This window comes from Sphingobacterium deserti, from assembly GCF_000757725.1.
GTDB lineage: Bacteria > Bacteroidota > Bacteroidia > Sphingobacteriales > Sphingobacteriaceae > Sphingobacterium > Sphingobacterium deserti.
The window spans coordinates 1-22792 of the sequence record NZ_JJMU01000063.1 but is presented as its reverse complement, the minus strand read 5'-3'; the positions used below and the strand labels follow the sequence as shown (position 1 = coordinate 22792).

Annotated in this window: 24 protein-coding genes; 12 read left to right on the top strand and 12 right to left on the bottom strand. The window is 42.7% G+C overall.

Features of this window, described 5'->3' with window-relative positions; genetic code table 11:
• The coding region (locus tag DI53_RS16670) for a mechanosensitive ion channel family protein (protein WP_037502415.1) at positions 1 to 1619 on the top strand (1619 nt) is incomplete at its 5' end.
• Positions 1620 to 1623: 4 nt separating this feature from the next.
• On the opposite strand, the gene DI53_RS16665 is transcribed toward DI53_RS16670, so the two are convergent.
• Positions 1624 to 2805, bottom strand: a complete 1182-nt coding sequence (locus tag DI53_RS16665) for a type I restriction-modification system subunit M (RefSeq protein ID WP_081939484.1) — start codon at positions 2803 to 2805, stop codon at positions 1624 to 1626.
• A gap of 809 nt (positions 2806 to 3614) precedes the next feature.
• On the opposite strand from DI53_RS16665, the gene DI53_RS16660 reads away from it, so the two are divergent.
• Complete coding sequence (locus DI53_RS16660; protein WP_052072506.1) at positions 3615 to 4418, top strand: helix-turn-helix domain-containing protein; 804 nt, start codon at positions 3615 to 3617, stop codon at positions 4416 to 4418.
• 102 nt (positions 4419 to 4520) lie between these two features.
• On the top strand, positions 4521 to 5369 hold the full coding sequence (gene estT / locus DI53_RS16655) for a macrolide hydrolase EstT (protein WP_052072505.1): 849 nt from the start codon (positions 4521 to 4523) through the stop codon (positions 5367 to 5369).
• 192 nt (positions 5370 to 5561) lie between these two features.
• On the opposite strand, the gene DI53_RS16650 is transcribed toward estT, so the two are convergent.
• From DI53_RS16650 to DI53_RS20010, 3 genes are all read right to left on the bottom strand, one after another.
• On the bottom strand, positions 5562 to 5945 hold the full coding sequence (locus DI53_RS16650) for a DUF1634 domain-containing protein (RefSeq protein ID WP_037502411.1): 384 nt from the start codon (positions 5943 to 5945) through the stop codon (positions 5562 to 5564).
• A complete protein-coding gene (locus tag DI53_RS16645) occupies positions 5942 to 6778 on the bottom strand; it encodes a sulfite exporter TauE/SafE family protein (RefSeq protein ID WP_037502409.1) in 837 nt (278 codons plus the stop codon). The genes DI53_RS16650 and DI53_RS16645 overlap by 4 nt, the downstream gene beginning before the upstream one ends.
• Before the next feature lie 331 nt (positions 6779 to 7109).
• Complete coding sequence (locus DI53_RS20010) at positions 7110 to 7367, bottom strand: Sec-independent protein translocase subunit TatA/TatB (protein ID WP_241462458.1); 258 nt, start codon at positions 7365 to 7367, stop codon at positions 7110 to 7112.
• A gap of 296 nt (positions 7368 to 7663) precedes the next feature.
• Here DI53_RS20010 and DI53_RS16635 point away from each other — a divergent pair, with 296 nt between their 5' ends.
• Positions 7664 to 8620, top strand: coding sequence for a hypothetical protein (locus DI53_RS16635; RefSeq protein ID WP_052072504.1), 957 nt, complete (start codon positions 7664 to 7666; stop codon positions 8618 to 8620).
• Positions 8621 to 8746: 126 nt separating this feature from the next.
• Here the strand turns inward: DI53_RS16635 and DI53_RS16630 are convergent, their stop codons facing one another.
• Together DI53_RS16630 and DI53_RS20005 are read right to left on the bottom strand one after the other, a co-directional pair.
• Positions 8747 to 9379 carry a helix-turn-helix domain-containing protein gene (locus DI53_RS16630; protein ID WP_052072503.1) on the bottom strand — a complete coding sequence of 211 codons (633 nt, stop codon included), beginning with the start codon at positions 9377 to 9379 and terminating at the stop codon, positions 8747 to 8749.
• A 75-nt stretch (positions 9380 to 9454) separates the two neighbouring features.
• On the bottom strand, positions 9455 to 9709 hold the full coding sequence (locus tag DI53_RS20005) for a hypothetical protein (protein WP_052072502.1): 255 nt from the start codon (positions 9707 to 9709) through the stop codon (positions 9455 to 9457).
• A gap of 94 nt (positions 9710 to 9803) precedes the next feature.
• On the opposite strand from DI53_RS20005, the gene DI53_RS16625 reads away from it, so the two are divergent.
• Positions 9804 to 10961, top strand: coding sequence for an FAD-dependent oxidoreductase (locus tag DI53_RS16625; protein ID WP_241462457.1), 1158 nt, complete (start codon positions 9804 to 9806; stop codon positions 10959 to 10961).
• A 471-nt stretch (positions 10962 to 11432) separates the two neighbouring features.
• Here DI53_RS16625 and DI53_RS16620 read toward each other — a convergent pair whose 3' ends face one another.
• Positions 11433 to 12122 carry an SH3 domain-containing protein gene (locus DI53_RS16620; RefSeq protein WP_037502405.1) on the bottom strand — a complete coding sequence of 230 codons (690 nt, stop codon included), beginning with the start codon at positions 12120 to 12122 and terminating at the stop codon, positions 11433 to 11435.
• 230 nt (positions 12123 to 12352) lie between these two features.
• On the opposite strand from DI53_RS16620, the gene DI53_RS16615 reads away from it, so the two are divergent.
• Positions 12353 to 12739, top strand: a complete 387-nt coding sequence (locus DI53_RS16615; RefSeq protein WP_037502403.1) for a hypothetical protein — start codon at positions 12353 to 12355, stop codon at positions 12737 to 12739.
• Positions 12740 to 12924: 185 nt separating this feature from the next.
• Here DI53_RS16615 and DI53_RS16610 read toward each other — a convergent pair whose 3' ends face one another.
• Both DI53_RS16610 and DI53_RS16605 read right to left on the bottom strand, forming a co-directional pair.
• Positions 12925 to 13713, bottom strand: a complete 789-nt coding sequence (locus DI53_RS16610; RefSeq protein ID WP_037502402.1) for a hypothetical protein — start codon at positions 13711 to 13713, stop codon at positions 12925 to 12927.
• Between the two features lie 46 nt (positions 13714 to 13759).
• On the bottom strand, positions 13760 to 14002 hold the full coding sequence (locus DI53_RS16605) for a hypothetical protein (protein WP_037502400.1): 243 nt from the start codon (positions 14000 to 14002) through the stop codon (positions 13760 to 13762).
• A gap of 345 nt (positions 14003 to 14347) precedes the next feature.
• On the opposite strand from DI53_RS16605, the gene DI53_RS16600 reads away from it, so the two are divergent.
• Positions 14348 to 15226 (top strand): SDR family NAD(P)-dependent oxidoreductase, encoded by an 879-nt coding sequence (locus DI53_RS16600; protein ID WP_241462456.1) that lies wholly within the window; start codon positions 14348 to 14350, stop codon positions 15224 to 15226.
• 105 nt (positions 15227 to 15331) lie between these two features.
• Positions 15332 to 16252: a helix-turn-helix domain-containing protein gene (locus tag DI53_RS16595; protein WP_037502398.1), complete on the top strand. Its 921-nt coding sequence runs from the start codon at positions 15332 to 15334 to the stop codon at positions 16250 to 16252.
• A 117-nt stretch (positions 16253 to 16369) separates the two neighbouring features.
• Here the strand turns inward: DI53_RS16595 and DI53_RS16590 are convergent, their stop codons facing one another.
• Positions 16370 to 16720 carry a VOC family protein gene (locus tag DI53_RS16590; protein WP_206538052.1) on the bottom strand — a complete coding sequence of 117 codons (351 nt, stop codon included), beginning with the start codon at positions 16718 to 16720 and terminating at the stop codon, positions 16370 to 16372.
• A 218-nt stretch (positions 16721 to 16938) separates the two neighbouring features.
• A complete protein-coding gene (locus tag DI53_RS16585; RefSeq protein ID WP_037502397.1) occupies positions 16939 to 17892 on the bottom strand; it encodes a TolB family protein in 954 nt (317 codons plus the stop codon).
• 246 nt (positions 17893 to 18138) lie between these two features.
• Between DI53_RS16585 and DI53_RS16580 the strand changes: the two genes are divergently transcribed.
• The 4 genes from DI53_RS16580 to DI53_RS16565 all read left to right on the top strand — a co-directional run bounded on the left by DI53_RS16580 (position 18139) and on the right by DI53_RS16565 (position 22592).
• The gene (locus DI53_RS16580; RefSeq protein WP_052072501.1) at positions 18139 to 19194 is read left to right on the top strand and encodes a YncE family protein; all 1056 of its coding nucleotides are present in this window, start codon (positions 18139 to 18141) and stop codon (positions 19192 to 19194) included.
• A gap of 202 nt (positions 19195 to 19396) precedes the next feature.
• Complete coding sequence (locus DI53_RS16575; protein ID WP_037502394.1) at positions 19397 to 21754, top strand: outer membrane beta-barrel family protein; 2358 nt, start codon at positions 19397 to 19399, stop codon at positions 21752 to 21754.
• Positions 21755 to 21788: 34 nt separating this feature from the next.
• Positions 21789 to 22013, top strand: coding sequence for a transcriptional repressor (locus DI53_RS20770; protein ID WP_037502392.1), 225 nt, complete (start codon positions 21789 to 21791; stop codon positions 22011 to 22013).
• Positions 22014 to 22073: 60 nt separating this feature from the next.
• A complete protein-coding gene (locus tag DI53_RS16565) occupies positions 22074 to 22592 on the top strand; it encodes an RNA polymerase sigma-70 factor (RefSeq protein ID WP_037502390.1) in 519 nt (172 codons plus the stop codon).
• On the opposite strand, the gene DI53_RS20585 is transcribed toward DI53_RS16565, so the two are convergent.
• Positions 22575 to 22792 (bottom strand): hypothetical protein (locus DI53_RS20585; RefSeq protein ID WP_037502387.1); only part of this gene is annotated, 218 nt, incomplete at its 5' end. The genes DI53_RS16565 and DI53_RS20585 overlap by 18 nt on opposite strands.

The following is a 22792-nucleotide window of genomic DNA, read 5'->3' as shown; positions in this document are numbered from 1 at the left end:
CGCCGCGCGGCGCGGTATCGGGCTTTATTAGCGCAGTAGCCCAAGAGAACTACGAACGGGCGGCGCGCTACCTCCACCTTGACCCCAAACTCCGGAAGAAAAGAAATAAGCAAAAGCTGGCGCAAGGACTGCAGCAGCTGCTTGACCAGAATGGGAGCATCCTCCCTTATGCCTTGATCAGTGACCACTACGAGGGGCAGGTGAACGACAACCTCGGACCCAATGTAGACAAGGTGGGTACGGCGATCTTGAACAATGAATCATTTGATATTATGGTGGAAAGCACACAGGGTAAGGATGGTGCACCACTGTGGTTGTTCTCCACACAAACCATTGAGCGCATCCCCCTACCTGTAGAAGAAGAGCTTGCTGTACCCTTGATCACTAAAATTCTGCCCAAGGTATTGATCGAGAAAAAATGGGGCGGTGTGCCTATAGGCCATTGGATCATCAGCTTCTTTCTGATGTTTATCGCCTACTTTGCCGCCTGGGCGGTGACGAAGGCGCTGATCTTTATCCTGTCGAAGCTGTGGCGAAAGGCGGAACAGGATGCACAATCGCGCATTATCCGGGCTTTCTTCCGACCCGTACAACTGTTCTTGGCTGTATGGATCTTTGTTTTTGCTACGGAGCAGGCCGATATCTCGATCATTGTGCGGCAGCGCTTGAGCAGCCTAAGCGTGATATTCTACATTTTAGCCACTTTACTGCTCATCTGGCAATTGTTGAATGCAGGAAGCAATATCACCCAGCGTAATTTAGCAAAACGTGGCAATCAGGCAGGTGTTTCGGCAATCTTGTTTTTGCGCAGGGCGGCTAAGATCGCGATGGTCTTTATTGCAATCATCGCGGTGCTGGATACCTTTGGCTTTAATGTGACGACGGGAATCGCGGCGCTAGGGATCGGGGGTATTGCGCTGGCGCTGGGCGCGCAAAAAACGGTAGAAAATTTCGTGGGCAGTGTGACGCTGATTGCTGACCAGCCCGTGCGTGTGGGCGATTTTTGTAAGGTGGGCGATGTGGTGGGTACCGTCGAACAAATTGGTATGCGGTCCACGCAGATCCGTACAAACGACCGCACGGTTGTGACGATCCCAAATGGGGAATTTGCCGCGCTGAAGATCGAGAACTTCACCCACCGGGATAAGTTTCTATTTGCGCCAAATTTTTACTTCAAGTTGGATAGCACGCCGGAACAGATCCGCTATCTGTTGGTGGAGATGCGTGCGGTGCTATATGCGCACCCGAAGGTAGATGCTATTCCGGCACGTATTCGCTTTGTGGGCGTTAACAAGGATGGATTGAAGTTTGAGGTTTTTTCGTATATCAATGCGGTGGATTTTGATATGTTCCTGGCTGTGCAGGAGGATGTATACCTCTACCTGCTGGATGTGATCAAAAAGAGTGGTACCGAGCTCGCCCGACCGGCACACAATATCTATATGCAACCGGCTAGCTTTGCTGATGCAGCTCAGGAGTCGGACATTGCGGAAACCGTAAAAAAATGGAAGGAAGCGGATGACTTGCAGATTCCGGACTTTGATGAGGAAGCGATCAAAAAGCTAAAGGGTACGATTGTCTATCCGCCGGAGGGTTCGTCGGCGAATAAGAAAACATAGTTTTTTATACCGATATTAAAAATAGTGAACCATTATGAACCGTAGCGATACGACTACCGATCCTATTGGATGTCGGTGCTTTCATCTTATCGACCATTTCCATCAGGAACAGTAGCTGACCGTCGGAGCTACGCGGCGTAGCATCTACCGTATCCCAATTACCCCAGTAGTCTTTGAGTTTGATCTGGAAACGGTTATCGATCACATCCTTGCCGTCCTTAATGTATTTCTGTTCTGAAGCCCAAGATTTCCCATAAGGTGGATTGGACAGCATGAAGTCAAACTTCATATCAGAAAACTCATTAGTCGACAGCGTAGAACCGACACGTATATTCTCCGGATCTTTGCCTTTGATCATCATATCAGACTTACAAATAGCGTATGTCTCGTCGTTGATCTCTTTACCATACAGGTACACATCTCCTTTGTATTTAAAGGCTTCATCTTCGATCAGGTAGTTTTCACTCTCTGTGAGCATACCTCCGCTCCCACATGCAGGATCGTAAATGGTGATGATATTTGGCAACTTGTCTTTGAGCGGTTCGAAGACCAAATGTGTCATCAATTGTATTACCTCCCGTGGCGTAAAGTGTTCTCCGGCCTCTTCATTATTCTCTTCGTTGAACTTAAGAATTAGTTCTTCGAATATGTACCCCATACCCAAATTAGAGAGGGCGGGCAATAGCCGGCCTTCGGGATCGTTCTTCGTCAGTGGTGTCAGATTGATATATGGGGACGTGAACTTTTCTAATACATCGAGAAACACATCTTTAACTGCCATATGGCGTATTTGCGCACGAAGGTTAAATTTTTCAATGATCTCTTGAACGTTGGCAGAAAAGCCAAGAAGATATTCTTCAAAATTAGCCACCAATTTCTGTTGAGAGTTGGTTGCCGTCCCTTTAAGCTTCTCCATTGTCCATGGCGATGAATTGTAAAAGACATATTTAGATGCATCTCTTAGACCTTCAGGATCCAATTCTACCTGCCCAAGGTCTTCCCGTTGATAGCGCACTTCTTCTAGTACGGCATCTTTTGTCGTTTCTAACAAAGAGTCAATACGACGCAGCACCACAAACGGAAGTATAATATCCCGATACTTGCCACGCACGTAAACGTCTCGAAGGCAATCATCGGCAATAGAACAAATAAAGCTAACTAATTTATTATCAGGTTGATGAGTCATTTGTTCAATAATCACGGTTTTAAGTGCAAAAAAGCCATTTTAGTAGGAATAATCAAAAGTCTTTTGCACTACGATAAAGCGCTATGCAGCTTATTACTGCTCCGCAACTTCATCCTCAGTCCCGCAAAACGAAGGGATTGACCGGCGCTGATAGCAAATTATATAATATCATTATATTGGAGGGCTATTTAGATCACTTGCCGTAATTATGTTTATCTATCTCGCGGTAAATTTCAGTGATAATGTTGGTGATCATTTCAGCGTTCAGGGAAGACTATTAGCATTTCGTTGGGATTTAAGTGTATTTTTTCGGTCTGTGTGTGTGTGTGTGTGTTAATACTGGTTGTTATTTATGTCCCAGAAAATGCCAAGGCGTTGTAAAAAATAAAGTGAAATTTATCATCCTCACAACAATGATCGCACTTATTATTCTGTTTTCTAGTTTACTACTCTTTGGTGCTCCTGTTGCCATTATTTAAAGAATCAAGATACATTGGACATTGCAAAGAGATAACTACGGATACGATTCATTTTTAAGAAACTAAATTAAATCGGTTGATGATTCATTTTTTCAATGGGTTGCCATAACCTTTGCTAAGAACCTGTCAAGACTGAGCCTTTCTAATAGCTCTTTATCACTCAAAACGAACCTCAATGCAAACAAGATAAGGATGTATTCGTTATGCATTATGTAACGAAAAACAACGGTATTCATAAATTTAATAGGATTAGAAGATCACCAAAAGAATGTTTTAAAATTTTAGTCAACAACTCGTTACCTCTATGTTAAATTTAAAACTGAAAAGGCAATGAAATACGAAAAGATAAAACCTCACGTAAGCATAAGCCATCTTGTCCATTTCTTTTGGGATTTTGAAGGTGATTTCACAGAATCATGCGAGAGTTCACATTTGTCCGTTGCATCCGTGTCTCCCAAATTAGCATTTCAATATATCCCAGGAATGAAAATTAATAAAGACGGCTCAAGTAATAATCTATTTGTGAGTGGGATTCAGTCGCAGACTAATGACTTTTATGAGTTGTCAGCAAATAAAAAAGTGGCGATTTTCGGTGTATACTTTCAGCCATACGCTATTTCATACCTGTTTAATGTTTCCGCGGCTGAAATAACAAATCGAAACATCGCAATAGCCGATTTCTTGGGAAAGGAAGGAGTACTTTTAGAAGAGCGAATAATGAATTGCTTGAACACTGCAGAAAGGATAAACATTATCACTTCTTTTATTGAAAAGAAATCACGGGATTTGTCACCAAACTTAAAGATGACTATGCATAGCGTCGGCTGCCTAAACAGGAATAGCGGGAATTTAAAAATTCAGGATTTGCTGCGTAGTCATTTTCTTTCTCAGCGACAGTTTGAAAGAAATTTCAAATTTTATACAGGATTTTCTGCCAAATATTTTTCAAGAATAGTGCGTTTTGAAAAAAGTATTGTCATCGCGTATGGTCAACATCACTCCACATTAACAAAACTGGCTTTAGGTTCTGGTTATTTCGACCAAGCCCATATGGTGAGGGATTATAAAGAGTTTACTGGTAAAAATCCGTCTGCCTATTTTTCAGAGGACCAGTCTTTGTTCGTTGAGGAATAAAATGTCGAAAACGTACAATTTAGGTTGGATGACATAGCGTAATTTTCGGCTTGTAAACGGAATGAATCTTACGTTCTCATTTTTAACTTTGCAAACAGCTGTATGGAACAACAAAAAGAAAAAATAGTGAATACCAAAGATGTTTCTATCTGTACTGAACATTTTGGCGACCGTGATAATCCTGCGATCTTATTGATCGCTGGCGCAACAGTTTCTATGCTATATTGGGATTCAGAATTTTGTAATCAGTTAGCCCGAAAAGGATATTTTGTAATCCGCTACGACAACAGAGATGTTGGTAAATCTACCACCTACAAAGAAGGGATGATTAACTATGACATTGTTGATCTAGCAAATGATGCTGTCAACGTTTTAGATGGCTATAAAATAGAGGCTGCGAATATAATGGGGATTTCTTTGGGGGGGCTAATAGCGCAGATTATAGCAATTAAAAATCCCAATAGGGTTAATTCACTTATTTTGATGTCTACGGGGATATGGGGCACACCGGAACCCGATGTACCTGAAATGGACAAAAGCGTCATTGAGCATCAGGCTCAAGCTGAGCATGTAAACTGGAACGACGAAAAAGAGGTAATCGAATACATGTTGCAAAATTCCCGTCTTATGGCAGGCCATAAACCGGTGGACTATTCAAGAGAAGAAAAGCGTATTAAAGAGGAGCTTAAACGAGCGGTTAATTATCGTAGTATGTTTAACCACGCCCTGATACAAGGTGGAGAAATTTACTATGATAGAATGAGTGAAATAAATGCCCCAACATTAATCGTTCATGGTACCAAGGATAAGATATGGCATTTCAACCATACAAAAAAACTGCTCGCAGATATTAGAAATTCACGGCTTTTGAAATTGGAAGATACAGGGCATGAATTGAATTACAATGATTGGGATACAATAGTTAGTACGGTAAGCAAGTTTATAAAATGATCTGTTAGCGGATTCAACACAAAATCTTGAATCAATACTCCCCAGTTAAACATATAAACTTCCTTAGGCAACAGCCGGTAACATGGATACGCGTTAAAACAAACGTATTACACTAATACAATGACATTTTCAGCACATTTAGAAATGGATGTGTTTCAGAAAATAATATGCACCAAATTTTGACAAGAAAGGCTAATGTCCAACTCCAAAATACACGCTAAAGGCGATGATAATAAGCACAATTGTTGTTATGATAACGTACATATAATCCCTTTCGACAAGAAAACTTATCAGAGATAAAATAAGTCTGAAAAGGGGTGTTAAAAACAGCATAATAATGGCTAGGTAAACGATTGAACGTCCGTCCATACGGATTACTCCATGCAAAATCTCATCAACTACCTGAAATATACTTTGATCGTTTTCCCTAAATGTTGTGTAGTCAATCGTTCTATCGCCATGCGACCAAATAAGGATGAGACCGCCGATTATTCCAACGAGCAGGACGCTCCATACGCCATATTTAAGAACATTACCTATTGCATGTTGCATAGTTTTATCATTAACTTTCATCATAAATTTCCTTTTAATCCACTATAGATCATATTCAGTGCAAGAAATACAATAATTCCTGCAAAAAAGTACCGAAGCTTTTTAGGATCTGTAGACATTAATATTTTTGAGCCGATCATCGCACCCAGCAACACTCCTATAAGAACCGGAAGGCAGATATCCGGCACTATATATCCCTTTTGCATGTAAATAACCGAACTTGCCAGAGCCGTAACCCCCATCATGAAGTTGCTGGTTGTTGTAGAGACTTTAAACGGTATGCGCATTATGGTATCCATTGCAATAACTTTGAAAGCACCAGATCCTATTCCTAGCAGTCCTGATAGCATACCTGCTAGCCCCATCATGCTAAAACCGCCAATTACATTTTTTGGAACATACCTGACATCGGCATTCGGACTTTCCGGGTATGTGGAGCTGAGTTTAAGCTTTTGGGCAAGTGCGTTGGGACTGTCAACGATAGTTTCCTGTTTTTTTCTAATGGAATTCCCAGCTGAAAATAGCAGCGCAAGACCAAAAAGAACCGAGATGTACGAAGTTGGTGCATATGCAGACAGTATAGCGCCGCCAACGGCCCCAGCCGTGGTAGCAATTTCTAAAAACATACCTAAACGCATGTTGGCCACTCCTGATTTGACATAAGCAGCTGCCGAACCAGAAGAAGTTGCAATAACCGATACCAAGGCCGCACCGATGGCGTAATGTATATCTACTCCAAGAAGCAGTGTGAGCAGTGGTATCAGTACAATACCTCCGCCTAAACCCGAAAGTGAACCGATTACGCCTGCGGCAATCGCGCCCATCAGTAATAGGGAGGTAAATAGAATTAGTGTCATTGTTTTATATATATCAAACGAATAGTTGCATTTTGATGATCGTAGCTGCCGACCACTCTTGTCCGGTTGGTAGAGCAATCGCAAATTTAAATAATATCATCATCACTGTATCCTTTTATCGCATTGACCTAATGTGCAAGGCGCTTTTGGAACAGACACCCGTAGCTAAAGTCTGCTTTCCCGGAATTTTGAACCCGAAATAATGGTCTCTGCAAATCATATACTTAAACTTCTTCAAAGGAAACAGCCCCAAGATAAGATAAAATGCTATATAATAGACGCTCTACCGCGCAGAGATATAGAATTTTCGCTCTTATGCTGCAGAAGCATTCTAAGGATTGACCTCATTCACATCTTCCCTATCTTTTGCTGAATCCTTCTGATCCACTGATTTATTCGGAGTATTAGCGTCTTCGCTATTCGCCTTATCGATTTGCGCACTCACTTCGCGCTTGATACCTTCCGAAGCATCCTTGAATTCCCGAATCCCTTTGCCCAAACCGCGGGCCATTTCGGGTAACTTCTTACCGCCGAACAGGAGTAAAACTACCACTAGTATCAGAATCATCTCCTGAGTTCCTATATTCATAAATGCAATTGTCATAGCCTTAAAAATTAATACACGTGCAAATATCACGTAAAATACACTAGCCCGTTAGCAATCTGCCCAGTTCTCATCAACTTTTAATTTAACTAAAATGTACTTCTAATCTAAGCTGTACCGCTGGCACAAACCAAAAGTATTTTCTTATTTTCAAAAGGCAAATTACCCGATAATATGTTCGCGAATAATTTATGAACGGAAACAATCTGGCAGAACAGCTTGTTTAATGCTGGAAGCCTTAGTAGCTTAAGTCGTGATAGTAACAAAAACAATTTAATAATATGAAATTTGCAGAGAGAGATCTTTTATTTAGGCTGTTTAAATTATGTGCTCTTTTACTTTTGCTACCTGGCTGTTCCACCACAATACAGACTGTAAAGGTAAGCACGTTGACTGCCAACTATTGTACGCCAAATGTGCAATACAATAATGAAGCGGTCCCTTCGCAGATTCCATATAACGATAGTATAGCCGTAAGGAGTATATTTTCCGAGCATGATTTTTCACTATGTAAAAATCTAGGCCTTATTCCCTACATCAACGATTACCTAAACGCAGGTAATGTTGTTGAAAGTCTTGTTGCCAAGCAACGCATAACAGACAGATACCTCGTTTTTAGCACAGAACTGGAAGCCATTGCCGCGGAGCTAGATTGCAGTGGCGAGCGAGTCGAGCAATTAGCCAATTACATCGAGAAACGCAACAGTCGAATCGTGTCGCGGTTGACAGTTGCATCCATTGTTCTTGGTTCGGCAACGGTGCTGGCAAGTACAGCATTCGAAAGTAATCCCGTAAACAACATGATTAACATAACTGGCGGCGCCGGAACTGCGGTTTTAGGTTTTTGGACTTTAAAACCTCACGAGAAAAAGGTGCAAATGGCAATCGAACGTAATTTATTGAGTAACATCTGGTATGAAAGAAATTCGGATTTCGTTTATCCGCCGTCGCTTTGGCGTATTCTTACGGAAACGAGATTTAGCAATACAGATAACAGCTCGCTAATACGCTCTATCCGTGAACGCTGGATAAGATACGGCTTTGATGATGATGAAAACGTAAAGGATCTAGAGCTGCTGTACTTTAAGGATGGAGGCATATACACTGCAGAACAATTACGAAATCTGGCAAATATGCATAATGAACTTCAAGCCTCTATTCGCGGAATTAATCAAGACCTAAGAAGTCTAATTCAAACTATTACTACACTTCCTGTCCGAACACAAGATTTGAAATAGCCAATTTTAAGCCTTTTAAAACGTCTGAAAATTGTTTTTATTTTTTTCTCTTTAGGGCTCAAGAACCTGTTCGTGTCTCACGAAACGAAGATAAATAACAAAATCAAACATCAGGAATGCCCTGTATCATAGGTTATGTGCCTGCTTGCTGTACCTCTTCGGTTTAATTCCAATTACTTTTTCAAAAGCTTTGGTAAAATGCCCCAAGTTGGAAAAACCAAGTCGATAACCCACTTCCGAAACAGACAGCAATTCTTCTTTCAGCAAGCGGGCGGCTTCCTGCATTCTGAAATTTTGGAAATACTGAAATATACTTTTACCGAAAACCTGGTTAAATAGTCTTTTTAATTTAGTCTCGCTCATACCGTACATTTTTGATAGTTCCGCTATTGAAGGCGCTTGTTCAAGGTTATTTAGTAAATGTTCTTTTATTTGATAGATCATCTTGATATCCGTGATATTCAAACCGTAAACCTTTTTCTCGTCCCGGCTGACAAGCGAAATCAATAGTTGGCAAATGAGTTCCAGCGTCTTTAGCTTGTAGTAAAAATCTTGAAGCGGTTTAGGCACGCTACTTGTCATGATATCATCAACGACTTTAAGCAGTGGAATAAATACCAACTCCTCAAAAAACAAAGGTTGCCTATTTTCTAAGATCATGTTTACTAAAGGATGGTTTATGCGTGCGCCTATCAATTCTCGTATGTAGCTGGCATCAATACTGATTGATATAGAATTTTGGATGGTGTTTTTCGGCACAAATAGCTCGACATTTAATCCCTGAGTCGTAATTTGGACCGACGGGTGGAATTTGGCACCTTTTTGTGATTGCGGTTAATTGATTATATGCTGAAAGTTAAATATAAGCATGTTGGTAGGCTGGTTCTTTCGGCTAATAGTAAAGTCCTGGTGGAGTTGATAATTTAATATCATCATGCGTAAACGCTCATTAAAACTATAGCCTTGTATAAAGCCGGTTCCAAAATGTTGCGGAACGTCTACCCTTCCATTTTCGACGATACTACCTACTTCTTTTGCAAATGCAGCGAGCATACCCAATCCGTCTTTTGATATTATCTCAATCTCCATGGCGCCTTTTACGAGTATTTTTATGCTAAAATACGCTATTTTTAGTTATAATACAGCAGTAACTTCGCATTTATAAAAGGTTAATAGTATGTCAATGATAAATAAGAAAGTAGCTGTAATCGGCGGTGGCCCCGGCGGGCTTACCCTGACCCGGTTGTTACAAGCTAAGGGTTGTGAAGTAAAGGTGTATGAAAGAGATAGCGATCAAAATGTACGTCAGCAAGGTGCGACACTAGACCTGCATGAGGAATCTGGGTTGAAGGCATTAATTGCGGCCGGTTTGCTAGATGATTTTAAAAAATGTTATCGTCCAGATGCTGATAAACTGCGTATAATTGACCAATATGCGATTGTACACTTCGATGATCACGATCAAGAATCTACGGTAGAAATAGGAGGCTCCTCTTTCCGCCCAGAAATTGATAGGGAACCATTCCGAGACCTTCTTATTGCTTCACTTGAAAAAAATACCATAGTTTGGAATTCGAAATTTGTATCTATGCAACCGAAAGGTAGTGGTTGGGATATTTTTTTCGATAACGGCAGTACGGTTTACGCCGACTTTGTAATCGCTGCAGATGGAGCAAATTCAAGAGTCAGAAAATACATTACTGATATTGCTCCCATTTATTCAGGCTTAACAATTATTGAGGGAAATATCTACAATGCATCAGCCAATGCACCGAAACTCTGGAAGCTAGTTAAAGGGGGGAAGGTATTTGCATTGGGACTGGAAAAAAGTATTATTTTAAGTGCAAAAGGCGATGGCTCACTATCTTTTTACACGGGAACTAGGGAAACGGAAGATTGGGTGGAAACTTGTGGTATAAACTTCGAAAACAAGTATGAATTGTATGAATGGTTTAGGGAGCGTTTCGTGGATTGGGGAAGTGAATGGTATGAACTATTTCAAAGTGACGAAAGCTATTTTGTGCCTCGTCCGCAATATCATTTTCCACTCAATCAGCAATGGGAAAGTTCACCATCGCTAACGATGCTGGGCGATGCTGCGCATCGTATGCCCCCTTATGCGGGTGAAGGGGTAAATATGGCTATGCTCGATGCTCTGGAGCTCGCAGATAACCTTACAGCCGAACATTTCATCGACACCCAAACGGCTATTTCAAAATATGAAAGGGCGATGCTGGAGCGCGCTGGCCAAATCACCGAGGTTACGCTGCAATCGATGGAAGATATGCACGCTAAAGATGGTCTAAAATTTTTGGTAGATATGTTTCGGCTTATTCACTAAAAAATGGTCGTCACAATCGGTTTCCGCCAGATTAAACCAGAACGCTATCGACCAAAAATTGGATACATGCTCCTGCTAAAATTTCAAAAAAACGTTTGGCCTAAGTTTTTCTGCGTGTACAGATTGTTTGTTTCGACGATGCATTAAGGATTAGAAATTTTTCGTTCACAACGCAGATTATGGTACAAATATCCCTCCACTTCCTGATGTCGTTTATTCAATCGTAAAGTGTTTTATCCTTCACATCTAACCTTTCCACCTCGATATGGCGACCCGTAACGCTCTCCAAGGGTTGGGCCGATAGAGACGATAGCCTTTTGAAAGAGTCAAAACCTTAGTAAATCTGCTGACAGATAACTCGCTCAGCTATTTTCATAAGCAACAGGCTGTTAAAGTGCAGTCACAAAATGGTCGTATGTAATAATCTTAAACTATCTCCTTCTCACAAAGCGAACCACTGCCCCCCAATCGTCAATAACTATAGCCTAGTAAACGCTGCTGAAGCTGCTGATTAGCAAATGTCCAGATTACATCGGTGGTACACGCTCCATCGCCAACGCGTTGCAGCACAAAAACGGTATCGCGCTGACGGAAATATCGAAAATTGTTCTGCGCATGCAGGATATTCCAGATGTAACGCATCGGAATAGTAATGGCCTGATCATTTATTACTGCTTTGGCTTGATTTATTTCGGTGCTGGGCGTACCGCAATCTGCGCCATAGAAGGAAAACCCATTGATCGTGGATATGGAGCCGTCGATATAGGTGATTTTCTTTGTGCTGGGATCAAAGGGCACGATGTTGTAGCGCATAAAGACAGATCCGCTCTTTACTTCCTCTAATTCTTCCAGATTCTTTACCTGAGACCGGTGGATATAACCCAAATGGTAGCCTTCCTTAAGATCTGCAGTGCAACGAACGCAATAAGGATCGGCGCCAGTAAAAACTTTCAGCCAACCGTTATGCTCGCCATGTTCCATAGCCATAGCATCGATAATAACAGCGCTATTGTTCGCTAGAACCGTTATAATTTCCGCGTTGGGAGAAGCCTCACGCCGAAGGTTGCTATACCCCTCCTTACTATCTACTATCGCTATTTGGGACATGGCTGGTGAATAATTTAATAACGCCAAAAGGAAAAGAAATAAATGCCATTTCATCCCTGAATATACTACGGATAAATGTAGTATGCTAATTTTTGGCAATTATATTATGATTCGACGCGCAAAACACTGGATACCTGCCTAAAGGCTTATAACATTCTTACTATAGCGTTGTTTGTCTACGATGCATTAATTCGTAAGGAATTCAAAAAATATGGTATTATCATAAATTACCGCTCCTTCTATGGCTCTGTATCTTTAAGAAAATTCTATATTTGTTTTTATCGATGGAAAACATTCAAAACGAACAAAAATACACCTACTTGTCCAGCTTCAAAGAAGAGGATATGAAGACGCTACTTGAAGAATATGAGCGCTATCAGAAACAAAGTAATTTCATTAGAACACCAGGGTTTTTAATGCTTGCTGTGATAGGAATTTTTCGATTCTTACAAGGAAGCTTGCCTAAAGACGTATTGAACATGACGTCCGTGCTGGCTATTTTGGGATTACTAGGATGGACAATATACATCGGATTTGGTCTAATAAAGCAAAAGAAGTCATTACAGGCCAATCTCGAAACAATGTCGCATGCGCAGAGTTTGCCTTTTAAAGAAGTTAAAAAAGAGTTTAATTCATTGGTTAAAGAGGTATATTCCGGACCAAAGATTTAGCTCACAAATTAGAATCGGCTTCGCAAGAACTACTGATCAAACAGATCGATCCGTTGAATCCCGTATAAGATATTTGGGGTTGGCAACTCTCCTATCTGTGTGGCGGCTTTACGGAGCGGATTGCACTAAATTTAGGATGCCGAAATGAAGATGGGTGACAAAAAAACATAAGCATCTTCCCCATCTTAATCAGTATAGGTCTGATGGTTATTCGTACGCTTTTTATGAACATACCAATCATTCATTTCTATTTTAATAGCCCCCTCATCGATCGGGTTCGAAAGCAGTTGAGAATAAGTCAACTGTTTAATTTCTAAACAATAACGAACCATCAGCTGATATTGGTAAAGCTCTCTTGGTGCTATCGTGTGGTCTTCAAGGGTTATTTCCCAACATTTATTATGGTCCTTTTCCAATCTGTCTAGATTCTTTAGCAGGTCATCGTGTTGTGGACCTTGTCTTGCAATATATTCTGCATAACCTTCCCATTTCCAATCTGGAATACCCGCAACAGGATTAGATTTCCAAAATCCAAGGTTAGCGTACTGCAGGCAGTGCGTCATTTCATGCGCAAGGAGTTCTGTTAGATTCCATTTGTAGCCATTTAATTCAATAAAATTTTCCGCACAGTTCATTTCTCCCTGAAGGATCAGTTTATTATCAATCGCCCAAGCAAATGCTGGCCCCAAAATCACCTTTACAAAGTTGGGGTAACTGGATCCGTCATTAACGCAAATGTTAAGATCCAGATCAGCTTTATAAAATTCACTTTTTTTTAAAAGCGCTTTTGCCTGGTCGAGCACGGCAGGTAATTGAGGATCAACAGGCTCGTTGTGATAAATCGTGAAGCCTTGGTATGTCGTTTTATTGGCGTATGTTAAAACAGGATTTAGGATAATCACTAATAAAAGTCCTGCAAATAGCAGTGCGAATACAGCTGATCCCAAAATCCATTTTTTAACTTGCCTTTTCATAAATCTTACAAACTAAAGCTACGCGTGCTTGGAAGCAATAAAACAACTAAACCCTCATTTTGATCTCTTTATCGATTTGAGAAAGATAGATCAATATAGAAGAGCATGTAGCAAGGCTTCCGCATCCAATCACAAAGAGCCCAATATTGTTTGTGCTGTAAGCAGCATAACACAGGGCTGGAATGGCAATCGCCAAAATACCGCCAGAGACGGCAAGAATCATTTTCGTTTGCTTTCTTTTAGCTCTTAGTTCATCCAACGAATAATCGCCGAGTTTTTTGTTTTTCATACAATAGGAATTTGGCGTAAATATAAAGAATAAAAAGGAAGCTTTACCCATATGCCTTTGAAGCCTTCCCGTTTGAACTGCTACTCCGCGGGAACTTGATCAGCTAATAAGGTTAAAGTGGAGTTTCTAATGGCTGATGAATGCATCTATTGCTATGCCCAAGATAATGGCTGCAAACATAGAAAGAAGTGCGCCCAACAGAAAGTATTATCCAACTGATCCTGTCCCGAAAGACTCTAATTTTCCCTCCCCCTTCCCCATTTAGGCTACGAAAATGCGTGATTTGGCTACGTTTCTCATGCTGTATAGATCCATCTTTGTAGTATCAATTTTAAAGAAATGAATATGAACGAACAGAAAGCAATGGAAGGTACATTAGCTGCACGAAGTACAGCAAATACAAACAATACAAAGGTTTGGTTTATAACAGGCGCATCGCGCGGTTTCGGTCGGATATGGGCGGAGGCGGCGCTGAAGCGTGGTGATAAGGTCGTTGCCACCGCCCGTAAGTTAGAAAGCATTGCTGCATTGAAGGCGCAGTTTGGCGATAATGTGCTTACCCTCGCACTCGATGTAACGAATGCAGCACAGGCAAAGGAAGCTGTGCAGCAAGCTCATGCGCATTTTGGCAGGCTGGATATTGTGCTGAACAACGCGGGCTACTCACTGGTGGGCACGATCGAAGAAGCGAGTGCTGCGGATGTAAAGGCCATGTATGATACCAATATATTTGGTGCAATAAGCGTTATACAAGCGGCTTTGCCTTTGCTACGCGAACAGGGTTATGGGCATATACTAGGCACATCTAGCAACCTTGGGCATGTGACGCTGCCGGTAATAGGCTACTACGCCTCATCGAAATGGGCATTTGAAGCGATCCACGAGAGCTTGGCACTGGAAGTAAAAGATTTTGGCATCAAGGTCACCATCATCGAGCCTGGCGCATACGCGACAGAGTTTGGATCCCAAGAGTCACTTAAGTTTGCAGCGGGTATGGACGTCTATGGCGATTTCAAAAACAAATTCTTCGAGCAGCTCCAAAATATGGAACGTGGTAATCCAGACGCTACGCCAAATGCTTTGTTTGCAGCTGTAGATAGTGAAAACCCGCCTCTACGCCTCTCCTTGGGCAGCCAGAACCTCGCTTGGGTGACGGATGAGTATAACAAACGATTGAAGGAATGGGAAGCTTGGGAAGACGTAGCCATAGCTGCGCAAGGCTAAAGCCATAAAATAACTGTAAGATAACCGCTCGTATCGATACGATCGGTTATCTTTGCCTAGACCCTGAAAACATGCACTAATTATGTACTCTAAGAAATAACAGCGATGAAGAAGGAAGAAAAACAACCCTACAATTTCAGCTCACTAGCCGAGGCAGCACGCACCTTCGGCATACCGGAACCGAACCATCCGCTGATCGCGATCTTAGGTGTAGAAAGTACCCAGATCGTCGAACACAACGTTCCGCAATCGCATGTACTGAATTTTTACAAAATATCCTATAAGCCGCGATTAAGCGGACGCATCAAATACGGGCAACACTATTACGATTTCGATGAAGGAGGCCTGCTCTTTGCGGCGCCTGGCCAGATTATCGGGAATGATGAGAACCAAAGTGGCGTATGCTCACAGTACACCTTACTGGTTCATCCGGACTTCTTCCTATCCTATGCCTTGGCAAAAAAGATCAAACAATATGGCTTCTTTTCTTACTCGGCAAACGAGGCGCTGCACTTGTCTGATAAAGAGAAAGCGACTATAATTTCCATCTTCGAGATTATTGAGGAAGAGCTGAACAGCCGATTGGATGACTTTAGCCAAGATGTAATTATCTCACAGATTGAACTGCTGCTGAACTACGCTAATCGTTTCTACCGTCGCCAATTTATTACGCGTAAGGCTGTTAGTAACAGCCTGCTACAGAATTTGGAAGAAATACTGGATGCATATTTCGAAAATGAGACTTCGCTGAAGAACGGTATTCCTACTGTACAATACCTTGCCGACAAATTGCATATCTCGCCGAGCTACCTAAGCGATATGCTACGCTCCCTCACCGGGCAGAATGCCCAACAACACATTCACAATAAGCTGATCGAAAGCGCAAAGGAACGGTTATCAGTAACGACCCTATCTGTGAGCGAGATTGCCTATCGTTTGGGTTTTGAGCACCCGCAGTCGTTTAGTAAACTATTCAAAACCAAAACCAGCCAATCTCCCGTGGAATTTAGGAAGCGGTTTAATTAGCTACTGATCAAATGTGATGAATCGCTTACCTAAGCTTTTCGGCTAGTGGTATGCATACCGCAGCGCGTTTGTCCTGCTAACGGAAATCAGTAAATAATCGGCAAAGCAATTAAAAAGCTACTTATCAGACCACACAGCTAGCTCATTGCCGGATGGGTCACCAAAATGGAAGCGATGCCCGCCGGGGAATGAAAAGATATCCTTTACAATCGTTCCTCTCGCATCGATTACCTGTTGTTTTGCAAGGGCGAGGTCTTCATGATATAGCACTGTCAGGGCGCCATTGACGACTTCTTCTTCGGTTCGCTCGAAGCCTCCGTCCAGACCACTTCCGGCAAACGCAACGTAATCTGGACCGTAATCTACAAAAGTCCAGTGAAAAGCTGACGTGTAAAAGGCTTTTATAGCCAACAAGTCTTTAGCTTTAAATTCTATATAGTTGATGTGGTTATTGATCATGGTATTCATGTTAGCTATATAAACATCACAAACTTACATTTTTTAAGAAGCAAATCCGAGAATTTTATGATAACCTTTTATTATCGAAATCGGTATTGATAGAACGATCTTATAAGAACGTCGAGAATAAATGAAACGGATAGCCATTTTAGACCACCATCCCCGACTTAGACAGGCTAACCCTACATTTGCTTTGCTTTTATCAATTATCTCAGCTGAAAAGCGGCTTACCGCCATAGCATCCGATTTGCTGCTTTTTCGGGTTGTTGCTGACCATCCGGTTGAATAACCCGAACAGATTCTTCAGGGTTATTTCCTACGGTATACTTTTTACCGTCAGCGGGAATGATATTGAGATTCCAGGTGCCGGAATGGAAGGTTCCCGGATAATGATCAGCGGCGACCAACAAGTGGTTTCCGTCGGGAGAAAATACCGCTTCCCGCTCTTGCCGGTCACTGTCTGTCACCTGCAGCATCTTACTACCATCCGCATGCATCAAATGAATATGTTTGTCGACACGAACGGTTATCTTGCTACCATCGCGGTTGACATTGATATTGCCCCAGTCTGCGTAGTTCATCTCTTTGATTGGCGTAATCGTGTTATAGGGTGGATCACTTTTTAAAATGAAATGCTGAAAGGTCAACAAAATACCATTGTTTGGCAACCAGACAACCTCATCGCCCAATGTAAGCGGCGTATTGTTTACCACCGGCAGATGATGCTGCACTTTCCCATCCGTATCAATAATCACAATACCATGGTTAAAATCAGGTTGAATCAAAATCAGGTTGCCATCCGGGGAAAGCAGACCGCTGATCTGCCGATCTTCAGAATTTGGCGTATCGTAATTAAATTCTTTTATAAGCGCACCATTAGCAGTGTTGATCAGCTTGAAGTTAACCTTATCAAATTCACCTGTCACACTACCGGTTTCCAGTCGTGTGCCTCCATCCCAACTCACATCCCAGCCGTTTAGTGCATACGTATTCCGGTCAAAATAAACGCTCCTTTTGTTGCTCGCCAGATCCAAGCGATAGCTTTGCTCGCCGGCATCATACAACAAGTTACCACAAAGGTTTCCATTGTCTGGCTCGTCAGGCGTATTACTATTTTTTGAGCAACTCCAAAGCGTTAATAATAGCAAGAGGGCAAGTAGTGACGATGTGTGTTTTTTCATAATTGCTGTTTTTGATCCATAAGTCTCTATACAGTTGATGTTTTTCGGATCGTACTAGTCAAAATTACGACATTTCATTCCCTTTTGAAATACCCGAAAACCAGTATATTAAGGCTAGGCAGTGCAGATATATAATGTTCAGATAGACTTTTTCTAAATAAGACTTCGGAAATGTGTCCGATGCGCTACCTTCCTATAAAGGAGCCCAGAAGTATGGCGCTATAAAACACCTATTAAAAAATAATCATGTATAAAAGAACATCGCTATTGCTGGCCGCACTCGCGCTAACCAGCACACTATCTTTCGCGCAAGAGCAAGACGGGGAAGACAATAACTATGAGATCGTGCACATACAAAAGTTGCCCAATGAAGTCTACCAGTTGGTATACAACCCTACCGACAACAACGTGTATGTCGCTGGTCCGAAGAAAGGTTTTAACCGCGACACGGAAAACTTTATTTACGTTTTGAACGGAAACGATTTGCAAATCACCGATTCTATTACGGTCGGTAAAAATCTTCCTTTTGGCATCGCGCTGAACAACAAAACACAAACGTTGTATGTGGGCCATTCCATGCAAAATGCTGTAAGCGCTTTGGATCTTAAAACAAAAAAACAAACACTAATTCCTGGTGGGAAAGAGAAAGGCAAAATTCGCGAACTGGTTGCAGATGAGCGCAGCAACACGGTTTATGTGTCGGATCATGGCGTGCCCTCTATTTGGCAGATCGATGGCAAGACCAATACTTATCTACGATCTTTTGAGAAGCCAGGCGCCTATTTAATAGGGCTGGGTGTAGATAGCGAAAGGGAAAAGGTATATGGCACGGATGGGCAGGATATGAAGGGAAATATTCTGGTCTTTGATACCAAAACAGGCAAGCTGGAAAATAGCTTTAAAACTTGGTCTTACTGCCCGCTAAACATCGCCCTCGACCTAACACAGAACAGGATTTTCGTCAGCCAGTCTAACGACAACAATATTACGGTGCTGAACGGAGAGACCGGGGAGATTATCGACAAAGTATACCTTGGTTTCAACAGCTCGCCTATTGGTTTGGTGTATGATGCGTCGAACAACCTTATTTATACCGCGAATAGAGTCAAGCAAGAAGTGGCCGTTGTAGATGCGACGACTTATAAAGTTATCGACAGAATTCCAACGGATGGACTACCAAATACCATCAGTTTGGATCCAAAAACGGGTATGATCTACGTCACGAACAAGGAAGCCAACCGCAATGCGGAACCCTTAGAAAACGGAAATACGGTTATAAAAATCCGCTATAAAAAAGGCTAATGCCAAAAAAACTTTATTTACACAATCCTTATCATTTTTATAGACAGATTGATGCGTTCGTTTAAAAAGGCTATGTAGGTATAAACTATGCTATCGCACGGAAGTATGATGTCGCCTTTTTATATTTGAGGCGGCATGATGCTTTCGGCGCAATGCCCTTATTGTCTTGCTTTTCAACGAATGCATACTTTCTAATGCCACGATGACTTTACAACTTCGCTTACTTACTTTACTATACCTATTTGCCTTTGCTACGGTTTATGGACAAACCACAATCAAAGGCCGCATCCTGTCGGCTGACCACGCTCCGCTGCCGGGCGCCACGGTCGCGTTGCTGCATTTGCCCGATAGCACGTCGAGTGCCCAACAACAAAGTGGGGCCGATGGCAGCTATCAGCTACAGATCAACAAAAAGGGCAGCTACACGTTGCAAGTACGGGCATTGGGCTTCGCTGATTATCATTCCCCGGACTTGGATCTCAATGCCGCGCAACAAAGGCAACTGGACGATGTACGCCTTTTCGTGGAAGCCACAGAAATAGCAGCAGTGGCCGTTAGCGGGCTACAGCCAGCCATTCGCCAGTACGTGGACAAGCTGGTCGTAAACGTGGAAAATTCTGTATTAGCCGAGGGCAATAATGTGTTGGAATTGCTGGAGAAAACGCCCGGCATCTTATCGGACGGCAAGGGGAATTTTTCTATACAGGGGCGCTCAGGGGCCAACGTGCGTATTGATGGGCGCGAAACTTACCTCACGGGGGCACAGCTGGCCAACCTCTTACGTGGCCTCCAAGCGGCAGATGTCGCGAAACTTGAGCTCATGAGTAACCCATCAGCTCGGGAGGATGCCGCCGGCACAGCTGGCATCATCAACATCGTGACTAAACGAAACAAACGTAGTGGATTTGGTGGTGATGCATTTGTGCGGGGATCGCAAACCCGACGCTCGCAGGGTACCGTCGGCGGAAGCATCCACTATAAAGTCAGCGGACTGAATATCTATGCTAACGGATCTCTAGGCAGAGAATACTCGGAGGATAGCACGCGCATAGAACGGCAATTCTTTAGCGGCGGTCAACTTCAATCTATCCAGCGGCAGAAAGAAACAAAAGAGCTAAGCCCTGGCAAATTTCACAGCGTGCGCACCGGTGCCAGCTATGAATTCGAGGACGGCGGCGTGTTAGATGCTAGTTTTCATTGGCTTCGCGGTCGCTTTATCAGCAATGCATTAATCGATATGGAAACCGTAAGTGGTGGTGCAATAAAACAACTGGCCAGCACGAAAAACAATTTTGATGAGCAATTTAATAACCTAACATTTAACGTCAACTACGTCAATAAGTATGCAGGTGAAGACCATTTTCTGAAGATCAACTTTGACTATGCACCACATACCAATCACTATGACAACAATTTTCGAACGGATATAAACGATCTATCGCACAGCAGCATCCGCACATCAGCAAGGGCCAATGTACAAGAGTTGAGCAATACCACCTACGCAGGCAGGCTCGACTACAGCAAGCCTTTTAGCGAAGTGGCCAAGTTGGAAATGGGCTGGAAGGCTACTTATTTTTTTATAGATAATGATGTGCAAAACGATACCCTGCGCGGTACCGACTGGCTGCACGATGCCAATACGTCAAACGAATTTCAATACACGCAGCACATCCAGGCGGCCTACCTGCTCTATTCTGGAAAGATAAAGCGCTTTGAATACCAGGCCGGGCTGCGAGGAGAATACACGTTTATCAAAGCCAACCAGCTGACGCTCGGCGACATCAGTCGACAGCGTTATTTCGATTTGTTTCCAAACGGCTTCCTGCTCTACAACATAAACGATGACAACAGCATTCGGGGCTCGTTCAGCAGCCGCATTGAACGCCCGGGCGACCACGATATCAATGCGTTTCGCATCTATCAAGATGCCTTTACCTATTCGGAAGGTAACCCAGAACTGAAGCCCGAGCGCAGCTACATTACGGAGATCGGCCATGCCTACAAAAATGCTTTAATAAGCACGGTTAGCATGAGCTATGGCTATGATGTGATCAATTGGATCGCCCGCGAAGGCAGCAATCCCGGAGAAAATCTGACACGTCCTGTGAACATAGGCAACTACAAAAACTACAGCGTTAGTGTGATGTACAACCACCGCATACACACGTGGTGGTCAGCCAATCATTATGTCAATGCCTTCCATAACCGCTACAGCGGTGAGATTGAGGCGGTCGTGCTGGATTCAAAAGGCTCAAGCTGGTCGGCCAATAGCCGCCATACCCTCGAACTGCGCTGGGGCTTGCGTACAGAAATTGCCGGCTACTACACATCTGGCGTGACAACGGGCGCCATGCGCACAGATGAACGCTATGGCTTAGATTTGGCGGCAGAAAAGAAGCTACTCGGTGACCGCGCCATGTTAAAGCTGGCCATCACCGGACTGATTCGTAATGGAAACCCTCGCTACACAAGCACCTATGGTGATCTTGTGATCTGGAACGCTGCATATCCCGATAATAGAAAAATAATGCTCTCACTCAGTTACCGCTTTGGCGATTGATTCGATTTTAAACAAACTCATAAATGAACAATGAATGCGCTATAATAAAACACAGCAGGCTATTTTGAGTGTCCTAGAAGCACGAGCACAGCCAATATACGCCGATGATATCTTTATGCAACTTAACACGGTGACTAAATGCCATAGCTATGCGGCAATATACCGCAACATCCAGGTATTGTGCGAAGAGGGAATTATAATAGCAGAAAAAAGTACTACGGCAAGGCGGAAAACGCTTCAGATTGTTCATCAAAAATAGGAGCAGGAAAATGACAACATTATTTATAATAATTCTAAATAATTGTATATTTGCCCTGCCTTGGATAACAATACGTCACCTATACAAGTTAATCATGCTACATTCGAAGAATTATTCGAGCGGTATTGGAAACGTATGTATGCCTTTGCGGTGAAGGTGACCACCGAGGAGGAAGATGCCAAAGAGATTGTACAAGATATTTTTAAATCGCTATGGGAACGACGAGAATCGCTTAACATTCAGGATGCGGAGCGATATCTGCTGCGATCCGTGAAGCTTAAGACGATGGAATATATCCGAAACAAATCCACACGGCAGCGACACCATGATGTGATCTTGAACACAACGCAGAGCGAGTATGAAGACCAGCAGGTGGAGTTGAAAGAACTGAACGTGCAGGTGCGCAGTCTGGTGGAATCGTTACCTAAACAATGCAAGAATGTATTTAAGATGAGCCGGGAAGAAGGCTTGACCAATAAAGAGATCGCCCGGCTCCTGTTTATTTCGGAACGCGCCGTAGAATACCATATCAGTAAGGCGGTGTCCACCTTACGGTTAGCATTAAAGAGATGTTATTGAAACGCTTTGTCCAGCCCTCATCCCTTCCGCCGCATGCCGCAGCAAGTTCATATTGTTGTTTATAAAACAGTTTGTCCCTCGCTCAAACCTTTCCGCCGCATGCTGCAGCAAGTTCAAGTTTCTGTTTAGAAGACAGATTGTCCAATGCTCAACCTTTCCGCCGCATGCCGCGGCAAGGCAAATACTTTTGTAGGGCAAAA

Bases quoted from the DNA above. Each gene is read 5' to 3' on its own strand.
- DI53_RS20770 (WP_037502392.1), top strand. From the start codon at position 21,789: ATGCGCTATAATAAAACACAGCAGGCTATTTTGAGTGTCCTAGAAGCA.
- DI53_RS16575 (WP_037502394.1), top strand. From the start codon at position 19,397: ATGACTTTACAACTTCGCTTACTTACTTTACTATACCTATTTGCCTTT.
- DI53_RS16585 (WP_037502397.1), bottom strand. From the start codon at position 17,892: ATGAAAAAACACACATCGTCACTACTTGCCCTCTTGCTATTATTAACG.
- DI53_RS16610 (WP_037502402.1), bottom strand. From the start codon at position 13,713: ATGAAAAGGCAAGTTAAAAAATGGATTTTGGGATCAGCTGTATTCGCA.
- DI53_RS16625 (WP_241462457.1), top strand. From the start codon at position 9,804: ATGATAAATAAGAAAGTAGCTGTAATCGGCGGTGGCCCCGGCGGGCTT.
- DI53_RS16580 (WP_052072501.1), top strand. From the start codon at position 18,139: ATGTATAAAAGAACATCGCTATTGCTGGCCGCACTCGCGCTAACCAGC.
- DI53_RS16620 (WP_037502405.1), bottom strand. From the start codon at position 12,122: ATGAAATGGCATTTATTTCTTTTCCTTTTGGCGTTATTAAATTATTCA.
- DI53_RS16665 (WP_081939484.1), bottom strand. From the start codon at position 2,805: ATGACTCATCAACCTGATAATAAATTAGTTAGCTTTATTTGTTCTATT.
- DI53_RS20010 (WP_241462458.1), bottom strand. From the start codon at position 7,367: ATGAATATAGGAACTCAGGAGATGATTCTGATACTAGTGGTAGTTTTA.
- DI53_RS16615 (WP_037502403.1), top strand. From the start codon at position 12,353: ATGGAAAACATTCAAAACGAACAAAAATACACCTACTTGTCCAGCTTC.
- estT (WP_052072505.1), top strand. From the start codon at position 4,521: ATGGAACAACAAAAAGAAAAAATAGTGAATACCAAAGATGTTTCTATC.
- DI53_RS16650 (WP_037502411.1), bottom strand. From the start codon at position 5,945: ATGATGAAAGTTAATGATAAAACTATGCAACATGCAATAGGTAATGTT.
- DI53_RS16595 (WP_037502398.1), top strand. From the start codon at position 15,332: ATGAAGAAGGAAGAAAAACAACCCTACAATTTCAGCTCACTAGCCGAG.
- DI53_RS16660 (WP_052072506.1), top strand. From the start codon at position 3,615: ATGAAATACGAAAAGATAAAACCTCACGTAAGCATAAGCCATCTTGTC.
- DI53_RS16590 (WP_206538052.1), bottom strand. From the start codon at position 16,720: ATGAATACCATGATCAATAACCACATCAACTATATAGAATTTAAAGCT.
- DI53_RS16605 (WP_037502400.1), bottom strand. From the start codon at position 14,002: ATGAAAAACAAAAAACTCGGCGATTATTCGTTGGATGAACTAAGAGCT.
- DI53_RS16635 (WP_052072504.1), top strand. From the start codon at position 7,664: ATGAAATTTGCAGAGAGAGATCTTTTATTTAGGCTGTTTAAATTATGT.
- DI53_RS16645 (WP_037502409.1), bottom strand. From the start codon at position 6,778: ATGACACTAATTCTATTTACCTCCCTATTACTGATGGGCGCGATTGCC.
- DI53_RS16600 (WP_241462456.1), top strand. From the start codon at position 14,348: ATGAACGAACAGAAAGCAATGGAAGGTACATTAGCTGCACGAAGTACA.
- DI53_RS20005 (WP_052072502.1), bottom strand. From the start codon at position 9,709: ATGGAGATTGAGATAATATCAAAAGACGGATTGGGTATGCTCGCTGCA.